Annotated in this window: 7 protein-coding genes and 1 pseudogene; 1 reads left to right on the top strand and 7 read right to left on the bottom strand. The window is 37.2% G+C overall.

Annotation, left to right across the window (positions count from 1 at the left end):
* The 4 genes and pseudogenes from F6K23_RS38450 to F6K23_RS43050 form a co-directional block, all read right to left on the bottom strand.
* Positions 1-933 (bottom strand): reverse transcriptase N-terminal domain-containing protein (locus tag F6K23_RS38450; protein WP_293166172.1); only part of this gene is annotated, 933 nt, incomplete at its 3' end.
* A 571-nt stretch (positions 934-1,504) separates the two neighbouring features.
* Positions 1,505-1,765 carry an amino acid permease gene (locus tag F6K23_RS38445; protein ID WP_293166170.1) on the bottom strand — a complete coding sequence of 87 codons (261 nt, stop codon included), beginning with the start codon at positions 1,763-1,765 and terminating at the stop codon, positions 1,505-1,507.
* A 689-nt stretch (positions 1,766-2,454) separates the two neighbouring features.
* A complete protein-coding gene (locus F6K23_RS38440; protein ID WP_293166168.1) occupies positions 2,455-3,888 on the bottom strand; it encodes a TldD/PmbA family protein in 1,434 nt (477 codons plus the stop codon).
* Between the two features lie 369 nt (positions 3,889-4,257).
* Positions 4,258-4,783: pseudogene (locus tag F6K23_RS43050) on the bottom strand (RNA-guided endonuclease InsQ/TnpB family protein); the annotation flags it as partial.
* 1,334 nt (positions 4,784-6,117) lie between these two features.
* Between F6K23_RS43050 and F6K23_RS38430 the strand changes: the two are divergent.
* Positions 6,118-7,812 carry a sensor histidine kinase KdpD gene (locus F6K23_RS38430; RefSeq protein WP_293166166.1) on the top strand — a complete coding sequence of 565 codons (1,695 nt, stop codon included), beginning with the start codon at positions 6,118-6,120 and terminating at the stop codon, positions 7,810-7,812.
* A gap of 640 nt (positions 7,813-8,452) precedes the next feature.
* On the opposite strand, the gene F6K23_RS38425 is transcribed toward F6K23_RS38430, so the two are convergent.
* The 3 genes from F6K23_RS38425 to F6K23_RS38415 all read right to left on the bottom strand — a co-directional run.
* A complete protein-coding gene (locus F6K23_RS38425; protein ID WP_293166164.1) occupies positions 8,453-9,022 on the bottom strand; it encodes an ADP-ribosyltransferase in 570 nt (189 codons plus the stop codon).
* A gap of 2,190 nt (positions 9,023-11,212) precedes the next feature.
* Positions 11,213-11,356, bottom strand: coding sequence for a hypothetical protein (locus F6K23_RS38420; protein WP_293166162.1), 144 nt, complete (start codon positions 11,354-11,356; stop codon positions 11,213-11,215).
* 279 nt (positions 11,357-11,635) lie between these two features.
* Positions 11,636-12,901, bottom strand: a 1,266-nt coding sequence (locus F6K23_RS38415; RefSeq protein WP_293166160.1) for an FGGY-family carbohydrate kinase, incomplete at its 5' end; no start/stop codon positions are given.

Here is a 12,901-nt window from a genome sequence, read left to right as displayed (position 1 = left end):
ATCTAGGCATTCTTCCATACCGTGTAGGGCGATGTTTGCTAGTAAGGGTGATATTACCCCGGACTGTGGCGTACCTTCCACAGATTCTAGGAATTGATTATTGTCAAACACTCCAGACTTTAACCATTGTTTGATTAATCGTCTGTAAGGAGATTGACCTATCTTTCCTAGTAGCGCATCATGGTTAATTCGGTCAAAACATTTGGATATGTCAGCATCTAACACATATTTTGGTTTTTTGTTGATGCTAACAAAGATGGCTTGTATGGCATCATGTGTTGACCACCGGAAAAGACCATAACTATTAGGTTCAAAGCGTGCCTCCCACTCTGGTTCCATACCTAACTTAACCAGGGCTTGTAACGCGCGATCGTACATCGTAGGGATGCCTAATGAACGTTGTCTTGAGTGCGTCTTACATTCTGAGGAGACCTCATCAATTAGCACTCGCTTTTCATCTTTACCTGGTTTCGGTATATAGACTCTGCGGGTGGGACTTGCTTTGAGATAACGTGATGCGAGTAGGTTCACCAAGTTGAATCTTTGTATGGGTGTCAGGTTTTTGATTCCATCTACTCCGGCAGTTTTCTTTCCCTGGTTATCCTGTGTCACGCGCCTAACAGCTAGCAACCTTGCGTAGTAACTTTTTAAAAGAAGTTTTTGGTATCTGTGCATCTTGCGGAGTTCGCCACTCATGGATGCTCTGTAAATCAATTTTTGTAATCGGAACACAGATTTCTCTACCTTCTTCCAATTAATATCCTTCCATTTAAGATTAGGATTAATTGAAACTTGTGAGGGCATATCATCTCTATCCCATGCTACGCTTAAAAAGCGAGTGCGTAATTCTGAGGTCTCCTCAGAATGTAAGACGCACTCAAGAAAGGGTTTAGGGTTTCCTAACTTTCTTTTTAGTGTCTGAGCTTTATTCATTACTATTAATTGCCTTACATTACGTCTAACAGTGGGCAAGTCTGCATTACTGCTTTTTTACCCAATCCTACTCTCCCTAAGACCTACGTCCTTTGCGTAGATTGACCTTGAATGGCTTCCTAAGTTCTCGACCTATATTCTTAGGTGTCTTAGAGAGGTTTCCTCGTTCCCTTATTCCTTTTTACGGCTGATTTAGTGGGGCAAAATCTCCCGGAGGGTGCTGCATGGTTGCTGACACTATCGATTACATAATAGTATCCATTGACCCTCTGACTTTCGTCCTACATCCCATAGCTACCTTTGGGGTGGTTTGAATTCACGAGAGTTTAATTACCTTTCTGTTCGTCCACTTGTCGGCCTTTGCTCGCGGTATCGTTCCTGGTAACTGGTATTGTCCCGCTTTTAGACCAGCTTCACCAGTTTGATGTTCAGTCTCACCAATGTGGTCTATGCTGTCAACCCAACAACAGGGCAGATGGAATTTCACCACCAAGGTAATAAGAGTTATTAACAAGTCGAGGTTGTCCTCATGTATTGACTTGGAACGGCCATTTATACTCAGTTTCCTGGTTTAGTGGCCAACGAGTCGCACATAACCATATTCATAAGTACCGCCACTCACAGGATGGTTTGCTGCTAACTGGGCGCTGTTAAGGCCATTGCAGATAGCAACAACAGCACCTATTGCCACCGCAATAATTACCGATGGACCCGAAATACTAGCAGCAATACCAATACTGACAAATACTCCAGTACCAACAATTGAACCTAAACCCATAAGGGTAGCGTCGAACACACCAATTTCTCGTCGAAGTAGAGGTGGAGATGTCATAAAATTTTTATCCTTAGTATATTTGTTTTTTATATATAGCAGGGAACAGGGAATAGGGAAGAAGAAAAAAAATAAAATATATGAATAAGATAACTGCTATATTCCTTCCTTTAAAGGAACACCTCAATTCTCACATCTGATTCGGTGATTGCTATATTTTTGTTTTTTATATAGCAGAAGGAAAAATCTGGCGTTGTCTGAATTTTAAGCATTTGATATGTCCGCCCCCTTTGTTTCGATTGCTATAGAATCCTTATGGTATCTTTGCACGGGGTACGGGTTTTTGGCAAAGGAGTCATTTCAGTAGGGGTTATATCAAATCCTTTCGGGTTCGGTATAAAAAAATGGGTTGTGCGTCAAGAAAGTTTGGGGAGGGTGGGGAGACAGAGGAAGTAGGAGAAATAATTCTACCTGTATCTTTTCCTAACTTTTTGGTCGCTCAAGCTTAAATATTTGCACTTTTTTGGCGGCCAAAATGCTAAATTTTTTATATATCAGTGCTTTGAGATGAGATTCGCCAGCCATACTTACTTATCCCACACTTTACTAATGCACAACCAAAAAATGTTCCATCTGAGCGCCACTGCCACATCTTTCTCGATATCCCCATCTCCCCACACTCCCCACACTTCCCACACTTCCCACCCTCTTCCTTCAGACTTCAGACTTCAGACTTCAGACTTCAGACTTCAGACTTCAGAAGCATCCCCACCAACAACAACATTCTGAATACGCAAACTCGGTCCGCCACAACCAACAGGTAAACCATCTTGCCCACCCTTACCACAACCCCCAGACTCATCCCAAAAAAAATCATCGCCGATCGCCTCAATATCAGCCAAAGTCTCAAACACATTTCCAGAAAGAGTCACATCCCGCACAGGTTCAGCTAACTCACCATTTCTAATCATCCAAGCTTCTCCAGCACTGAAAGTAAACATTTCCCCATTAGTCATCCCACCCAACCAGTTACGAGCATAAACTCCCTCCTTAATATCAGAAAATAAATCTGAAGTAGGAGTATTTCCTGATGCTATCCAAGTATTAGTCATCCTCACTATAGGTGGATAATGATAGTCAAGACAGCGTGCATTACCCGTCGGTGCTTCTCCCAATTTTCCCGCAGTCTCCCGCGAGTGTAAACGTCCTACCAAAACACCATCTTGAATCAACTGGGTAGTAGTTGCTGGAGTACCTTCATCATCATATATATAACTACCCCGATGTACTTCTTCTTCTAAATTTTCCTTTAGCAAGGGCGACACCTTAGCACCATCAAATATTTGTAAATTTTCCGGACCAAACCTCCGACCAATTGTCATCACTTCCAATAAATCGGGATTTTCATAGACCATATCTGCTTCCGAGAGATGACCAAAAGCTTCGTGAACAAATAGACCTGTGAGAATTGGGTCAATAACTACAGTATAAATATTACCTTGAACAATAGGCAAAGCTAGAGAATTAACAGCTCTTTCCGCAGCACTACGAACACAATTATCTAAATTAGTTAAATCCTCATAAGCTTTGCGGGAACCAGTAGTTTCCCTACCTGTTTGTACGGTTTCCCCATCCCTAGCAGTAGCAGCAAAGCGTATTTCCATATCTACCCAACATTGTTCTAACATGGTGCCTTCGGAAGTAGCGAGAATTACTTTTTGGGTACTGTCCCCATAACGAACAGATACGGTGGCAATTCGACCATCGACACTCCGCAACACTTGGCCATAATGTTCGCATAGTTCTTTTTTGTTGGCCAAAGATATATGACGTGGATCTGTACCTGTGAGATGAACTGCATGAGTTGCTTGAATTATGGGGATGGGAGCTAGAATGGTTTCTTCTTCTCCAATCAATTTGGCCACAGCGATCGCCTCTTCTATTCTGTCTTTCAAGGTTGAGAGTTGATTAAAGCTGGCAAAACCCCAACCTCCTCGGTAACAAGCTCGAACTTGACCGCCTATGGAAAGACCTTCGCTTAGGGTTTCTATTTTGTTGCCTCGCAACAAAATATCTGTTCCTTGAGATTCTTCTAGGCGAATGGCCAAATAATCCACTTGAGAACTATAATTAGCGAGCAAGTCGGATAATATATTTTTTGCGTCAGTCAATAATACAGGCATTAGAGGTTTTGATAAGGTGAACTACCCCAACTTGCTAGGCTGAAGTTGGGGCATCTTTACTCACAGGGGAATACCTTAAGACAGACTTACCAATGGATAATTGATAATTAATAATTAATCAATTAGGTTTAAAGCCTCTCCTTAATTAAGGAGAAAAAAGCGGTCGAGGGATGGCGAGGTCTCGGAGCCATATCCAATCGACTCCTGTGAAGAAATCAGATTTTCTGATATTCAATTAAGAACGGTTTTAACCAGAAGTAATTATCCATTATTCATTATCCATTATCAATTAATGAAGCCCACCTTTTGCTCTTACTTCCCCTCCTTTCCTACGGGACTCTGCGCGAACAGCAGCAGTCCTTCCAAGACCGATAATTGTCTGATGCCTTCTATTGTGATATTTTTGCTGGCATTTTCATCACGGTCATGGTGTGTGCCACAATTCGGACAAGTCCATTTCTCATATCTAATGGTATTTCTGACATTTGGTAGAGACAATTACAGCAAGTTTTAGAACGAGGAAACCATCTCGAGATTTCTACTAACAAGCCTCCTTTTTGTTGTAGTTTATAGTCAAGGAAATTGACAAATATTCCCCATCCCACATCAGATATTGCTTTAGCTAGCTGATGATTACAAATCATACCCTTGACCTTGAGATTCTCAACGACCACTACTTGATTATCATTGACGATTTTTCTGGATAATTTATGTAGAAAGTATTGAAGGGCATTACTAATACGTTCGTGAACTCTAGCTACTAGCTGGCCTGCTTTTTTTTTGATTTACTTCCTTTGTTCTTACGAACTAATAAAGCTAGTTTTCTTGCTAAATTTATTTGATGTTTTTTCTGGTGTTTAGGATTAGTATATTTTGCAGTTTTACTACCATCATGGTTCAACAATTAATAATGAATAATGAATAATGAATAATTACCTCTCCTTGAAAAGGAGAGGATTGACAAATTCATGAAAATTTTTTTTATTATCCCCTTAAAAGGGGAGGCGCATACCCACAATTTTTCGGTAAGACAAAAATCTTTTAATCCCAGATCAATACCAACAACCTTAATTTTTCGGTAAGAGTTCATTAATTGATAATGGATAATTGATAATGGATAATTGATAATTACCTCGGGTTTTAACCGTTACGGAATTGAATATAAGGAAATACTATTTCTTCTGTTGGTCAATTGGATATGGCTCCCAGACCTCGCCATCCCACCCAACGGGGAAGCTGCGAAGAGAGAACTCCGTTCCGCTGTCGCGTTTCGCGTCAGCGTTGCGTTACGCCAGTTTTGCGTTGCGCCAGCTTTGCGAAGCAAAAGCAAAAGCAAACGACCGCTGTCTTGGTCGATTGGATATGGCGAGGGGACATCGCCATCCCATCCTAAGGTCATGCTCCGCAAACGACCGCTGTCTTGGTCGATTGGATATGGCGAGGGGACCTCGCCATCCCATCCTAACGGACTGCTCCGCAAACGACCGCTTTTTTCCCCTATCCAAGGGGAGGCTTCAAGGCGCGAATTATTTAATTATTAATTATTAATTATTCGGTAAGAGGAAAGAGAGAAAAGGGAAAAGGGAAAAGGGAAGATATGGGGAGAAATAATACAAAAAATTCAACACTTCAGAGCAGATTTTTCCTCAAAATTGATGCTCGAAAAGACTTGACTACCATAATTATATAGCTATCAAATGGGTTCTATAGATAACGAAAGTCTTCTTTTTTCTTCAAGGACTAAAAACTTTGACACTATAGTAATTTCAAATAATTATTTCACATTATCAGAAGCGAAATTATTTGTGACATATTTCAACTGAATTGCTATTACTTACAGTTTTCTGTCAAGTCAACAATCAAATTATTGATTTTGATCATCATAAGCGGAGATTGCGGTTATTTAGTTCGGTTCTACCAACATCAGTAGTGGATAAATACCGATACCCTAAGTATTAATGGTTTACTTATTTTTGGGACAACTAATCGGGGAATGTTTCAATCTAACTAAGGAAGAGGAGCAATTTTCCCATTAATTAAATATTATCCAATTTTTTCTTCTTGGGTGAAAAACTTAATACACAAAATTTAAGATATAAGACAAGAAAAAAGATTGACAGTTTTGCATTTTATTTTACTATTCTTTTTAGCAAAACTAGTTAAAGTTTCTGTGAAAGTTTAAATTTATCAGTTAATAAATTAAGATTATTTATTTATTTTATGAAAAAAATGGACAACTATAACTATATATTACCAACTTTAAGTGACATTTTTGCCCTAGAAATGTCAAGTGATGATTTGCCTACAAAAACAATGGAACTGGCAAAAGAAAATTTTCCTCCTTCTATGAGACAGAGAAATCAAGATTTGTATTTAAAGGCTCAAAAGGAATGGTATAGTGCGATCGCTACTGTTAATCAACTATTGGAAAATTCATCAAAAAAGTCTGGTTCTCAAGATTTGAAAAATCAGGAGATGATAAAAACTATTTATTCATTAAATGAGAGAGATTTTATCAAAAATTCAAAAAAATCTACTCCTAATTCGTTATTTTCTGATGTAAAATCATATCGTGGATTAGTATTATCTAGTCCTACTCCTATCTTAACAAATCCTGCTTTAACTAATAATTTTTATACTTCAGTTTTCACCAGTAAAATACAGGAAAATCTAGACTGGTTATCTATTTTTAGAAGACAAAGTTTGCCTCTATTACCAGCAGCAGATAGTATAAATTCCTTTTCTTATTTTATACCAATACTACCTTTATCAACTCAAGACCCAATAATAAATGAGCAGTTTTGTTTAGTTTTAACTGCTGAGTTTAGTTTGGTTATGGTCTTAGGAAAAAGCATAGATAATACACCAGCTTTTCTATTTTCTTTTGACCCAGAAGTAGTTGAAAGAGCGTGGATTATCTTACGTCAACGAATAGTATTACCGACCCATTTTTATTCTAAAAATTTCGATCAACATCAAAAAAATATCGATATATATTCTAAAAGATTAGCAATTTTAGACGGTATTTTTGATAAATTTCCACCCCGCGAACCAGACTATAAAATAGTTATGAAATTTAGTCGTTTATTATTAGATAATTTACCAACTGTAGATAACAAACATGAAATATTAGAAGTCAATACTGATGACCAAAGTCAAAAAGACCCAGAAACTACTGTATCACTAAAATCTCCCATTGAAAACTTCAAATCTCCCGATATAGAATTGTTACAAGCGATCGCCCATGAAGTCAAAACTCCTTTAGCAACAATTCAGACTTTAACTCGCCTTTTATTAAAACGTCCTAATCTAAATCAAGAAGTAATAAAAAAGCGTTTACAAATGATTGATGCTGAATGTACTTCCCAAATAGACCGTTTTAATCTAATTTTTAGAGCGACAGAATTAGAAACTCAGCAACTATTAAAAGAAAAACATTCATACCTACAATTAACAACTATTCCTCTAGCTCAAGTCTTTCAAAATAGTATACCTCGTTGGCAACAAAAAGCAACTCAAAGAAATCATACTCTAAAAGTTATTTTACCTCCGAAAATGCCAACAGTTGTTAGCGACCCTGTTATGCTTGACCAAGTATTAGGAAATTTGATTGAAAACTTTTCACGAAATTTACCTTCTGGCAGTCTTATGCAGGTGGAGGTAATGTTAGCTGGAAGTCAGTTAAAATTGCAGCTTAAATCTGATTCTAATATGGGCGGAAAAAGTCACTCACCTTTTACCAGTTCTACAAAAACACCATTTAAATCTATCGGTCCTTTATTAATGTTTCAACCAGAAACAGGTAATCTTAGTTTAAATTTAAAAGTTACTAAAAATCTTTTTCAAGCAATAGGAGGAAAATTAGTAGTTAGACAACGACCAACAAAAGGGGAAATTATGACTATTTTCTTGCCAGTTAAATAATCTTTAAGTAGGGTTTGCTGATTAAATCTAAAATAATTACCAGATAAAGGTTTTAGCCTTTTTAGGTATTGAAAAAGTACATGGTTTTCAGCTCTTCATGCTCAAAAAGTTAGCACTTTTAGCGCATAGTTGGGCAAAAAAATTCTCCCCTACTCCCCTACTCCCCTACTCCCCTACTCCCCCGCTCCCCTACTCCTTAAAAAAGACTTTTTCAGCTGCCCTGGGGTAGGAGACAGGAGACAACCCACCCCTCGCCTCTCCCCCTCCCAACCCACCCCTAACCCCTCCCAGGAGGGGAGGGGAAAAACGGGGAATGAGCGACGAGGTAGGAGTAAGAATTTTAAGAATGATTTTTCTACCATAGTCAGCCCAAAATACTAGCTTTATGCAGCTCTGGGCACCGAAAAGCTGGCACTTTTTTGAACCCCAAAAAGGCTAATACTTTTATTTATCAATACTTTGAGAATTAATCAGCAAGCCCTATTTTAATTTAAACACTGTCTTATATAAAAGCGTCTTGTTGCTGACAGCTAATAGCTGTTTGCGCAGCATTCCGCAGGAAATGCTTACAAGGATTCAGCTATGAGATTTGGGGTAAGTATTCAACTGTAAATAATAAAACTTTAATTCTGCTTAAAAGTTAGTTATATTCAAAATTATCCCCTTTAACAGAAATTTCTTCTAGGTCAATATAATTAACTTCCCCTGCTTTAACTTCTTTAGGCACATTAGTTACCTCATATTTAGTACCTTTGGGAACTAAAACTTCACTTTCACTATACATTGCAGAAAAATCACTAATAGACACTCCCGAATGATTGTGCTTTACCCGAATAACTACTTGGTAACAATGACCAGAATAAGTCTCAGCAATTTTTGGATCGGAAGTAAAACTGGTGACCGAATCTAAAGTATAATCTCCGTGGGGTTTTAATTGTTTAATAAAAGATTTTATTGATTTTTCACTAAAAGACATACCCCGATAAATATCACCATCATAAGTGGGCATTTTGTGCATAAAATTGTTAAGAATTTTAACATTCCCTTCGTTTTTTCCTTCTTTATCTGCCCGTCTAATTTTACGAAAATCTGCAGTAGTAAATCTTTCAAGTGCGGATAATGATTCTGCTGCTTCAATAGAATTCATTCCACTTAATTTAGCAACCTGAGCAACGAGTTTGTTGTTTTCGCAAAGTACAACATTGTTCATAAAGTTCATCTCAACTCGATACTTTTTATTATCTACTAAAATTACTCAAAAAGTAACCCATTCATTCAGGTAATTTTTGCTTCACCCAGATGGGTGAATTTGAAGCTTAAAATTGATCCTGAACTAATATAGCCAGCATTTTCTCAACAATTCTTAAAGAAAAGCCAATAAGTATAAATAACTAATAAGTCCTAATAAAATGCTATAAATTCTAATTTAATTATTAAGAAATAATCTATCAATACTTTCCCGATCAACTTGTAAAAGTACAAACTTTAGCAATAAGTACCTGGACTTAAATCTTAGCAAGACCTTTCTAAAATATGAAGATAAATTACGGTCTTTTTTACTGTAGGTTATGACCATGTTATATCATTTCCGCTCGGTTAAACATTTCAAAACTATTGTACAATAGATAAAAAAGAACTTCGTTGAGAAACTATAGCGTTGGAGTTTTTTTGATTTATCTATTCTATTGTTAGAGTCTGGCAAAAGTCTGAAGTAACCGTCGGTGCAATAATTCTATTCCCTAAGAAGATCCCTAATAAAGCTTGGTTAAAAATCTCAAAACTATTGTGCAGTAGATAAATCAGAACTCTGTTGAAAAACTATAACGTTGGAGTTTTTTTGATTGCTCTATAAAGATTGCTAGAGTCTGGCAAAAGTCTGAAGTAACCGTCGGTGCAATAATATCAAATCCGGTTAAATAACCTCACTATCAATTTAGTAGTCAATAGTCAATAGTCAGTAGTCAGTAGTTAGTATAAAATACTCAACCACTTATTTCTAGGGCGTGTCAAGAAGAAAGAAACTCAACTGCCTAGACTATGCTCGAACCCTGTAGATGCGATTATTGTATGTGCAATTAAACGGATTTGATATAATTCCATTCCCTAAGAAGATCCCTAATAAAGCTTGGTTAAAAATCTCAAAACTATTGTGCAGTAGATAAATCAGAACTCTGTTGAAAAACTATAACGTTGGAGTTTTTTTGATTGCTCTATAAAGATTGCTAGAGTCTGGCAAAAGTCTGAAGTAACCGTCGGTGCAATAATTCCATTCCCTAAGAAGATCGCTAATAAAGCTTGGTTAAAAATCTCAAAACTATTGTGCAGTAGATAAATCAGAACTCTGTTGAGAAACTATAACGTTGGAGTTTTTTTGATTGCTCTATAAAGATTGCTAGAGTCTGGCAAAAGCCTGAAGTAACCGTTGGTGCAATAATTCCATTCCCCAAGACGATCGCTAATAAAGCTTGGTTAAAAATCTCAAAACTATTGTGCAGTAGATAAATCAGAACTCTGTTGAAAAACTATAACGTTGGAGTTTTTTTGATTGCTCTATAAAGATTGCTAGAGTCAAACAAAAACCTTAATTGACCCTCGGTGTAAGAATTCTATTCCCCAAGGCGATCGCTTTTGTGGGTCCGTTAAAAATCTCAAAACTATTGTACAATAGATAAATTAGAACTCCGTTGAAAAACTATAATGTCGGAGTTTTTTTTGATTTATCTATTCTATTGCTAGAATCAGGCAAAAGTCTGAAGTAACCTTCGGTGCAATAATTCCATTACCCAAGGCGAGGTCTAATAAAGCTCAGTTAAACATCTCAAAACTATTGTACAATAAATAAATTAGAACTCCGTTAGAAAAACTATAACGTTGGAGTTTTTTTGATTTATCTATTCTATTGCTAGAATCAGGCAAAAGTCTGAAGTAACCTTCAGTGCAATAATTCCATTACCCAAGGCGAGGTCTAATAAAGCTCAGTTAAACATCTCAAAACTATTGTACAATAGATAAATTAGAACTCCGTTAGAAAAACTATAACGTTGGAGTTTTTTTGATTTATCTATTCTATTGCTAGAGCCAGGCAAAAACCTTAATTGACCATCGGTGTAAGAATTCTATTCCCCAAGGCGATCGCTAATAAAGCTCAGTTAAACATCTCAAAACTATTGTACAATAAATAAATTAGAACTCCGTTAGAAAAACTATAACGTTGGAGTTTTTTTGATTTATCTATTCTATTGCTAGAATCAGGCAAAAGTCTGAAGTAACCTTCAGTGCAATAACTCCATTACCCAAGGCGAGGTTTAATAAAGCTCAGTTAAACATCTCAAAACTATTGTACAATAAATAAATTAGAACTCCGTTGAAAAACTATAACGTTGGAGTTTTTTTGATTTATCTATTCTATTACTAGAATCAGGCAAAAGACTAAAACCACCCTCTGTGCAATAATTCCATTCCCCAAGGCGATCGCTTTTGTGGGTCGAAAAATTTCAAAACTATTGTACAATAAACTGACGGCTTGCCAAAACAGCACTACCATAAGCTGCATCTGTATAAACAGCTTTCTTCATAGGTACTTGTAAATACCGTCCCCGAATCGCTGTAAAAGTACCCAAGGCGAGGTCTAATAAAGCTCAGTTAAACATCTCAAAACTATTGTACAATAAATAAATTAGAACTCCGTTGAAAAACTATAACGTTGGAGTTTTTTTGATTTATCTATTCTATTACTAGAATCAGGCAAAAGACTAAAACCACCCTCTGTGCAATAATTCCATTCCCCAAGGCGATCGCTTTTGTGGGTCGAAAAATTTCAAAACTATTGTACAATAAACTGACGGCTTGCCAAAACAGCACTACCATAAGCTGCATCTGTATAAACAGCTTTCTTCATAGGTACTTGTAAATACCGTCCCCGAATCGCTGTAAAAGTAGGATTTTTAGCGCCACCCCCAGCAGTATAGACATTGGTGAGTGTAGCTGCGCTTAATGCCTGCAACAATTCATAGCCTCGTAATTCAATTTTGGCAATACCTTCAAGCAAACCATGAAGAAACTGCACAGAATTTTCTGGTTTAGGGGTTAATCTTGGCAGTAATTCTGGGTCATTTATCGGAAAGCGATCGCCCTTCTTGAGCAAAGGATAATAATCTAACCCACTTTCAACATTAGGGTCTATTTGACTACTCAAACTTGACAACTCAGCATCAGTAAAAAAATATCGCAAAACAGCACCTCCTGTATTAGAAGCACCACCGACCAACCACAAATCTCCCAGACGATGACTATAAATTCCATATTTAGCATCATCAACCCTAGTACGACTCAACAGTTTTAACACCAGAGTCGAACCCAAAGAAGTTACAGCCTCTCCCGGAGTATTAGCACCACTGGCAATAAAAGCAGCAATGCTATCTGTTGTACCGCCACAGACAACACATTCAGGAGAAAGACCAAGACTATTAACAACTTCTGGAGTAACATTCCCAACTATTGCACCTGGTGTGACGACTTCTGGTAAAAGAATATTTCCCGCAACCTCAGAATTAACAAAATCAGTTAACCAGTTTGGGTAAGATAACTCGCCAACATCATAACCCAGTTTCAAAACATTGTTATAGTCACTAACTCCTAGTTTTCCATGAAGCAAAAACCCTAACCAGTCAGCTTGATGCAAAAAATAATAACTTTTATTTGACAGAGAAACATTTTCAATCAACCATAACAACTTTGCCAAACTAGAAGTAGCGCTAATAACAGGATGATTACCTGGAGCAATACTTCTCAACTTATCCATCATTGTCACTCCCCTACTGTCATTGTAAAGAAGCGCTTCAGTCACAGGTTTACCATAACTATTGGACAATAGTACAGTTGCCGAAGTACCATCAATAGCGATCGCTTGAATATCTCCTAGCATTTCTTGAGGAATATGAGAAATGAGGCTAAATAAAGCTTTTTGCCAAACATGAGGCAATTTATTTTCCTGAGTATTTTCCCAAACATACTGTGTTTGTACTTTAACTTGAAAGTTAGAGTCAATAACTACTGCACGGGCTCCAGAAGTACCAAAATCAAGTCCTAA

This window comes from Okeania sp. SIO2C9, assembly GCF_010672455.1.
Classification (GTDB): Bacteria; Cyanobacteriota; Cyanobacteriia; order Cyanobacteriales; family Microcoleaceae; genus Okeania.
Note: the sequence above shows the minus strand (reverse complement) of the source record. Positions and strands in the feature narration are given on the sequence as shown.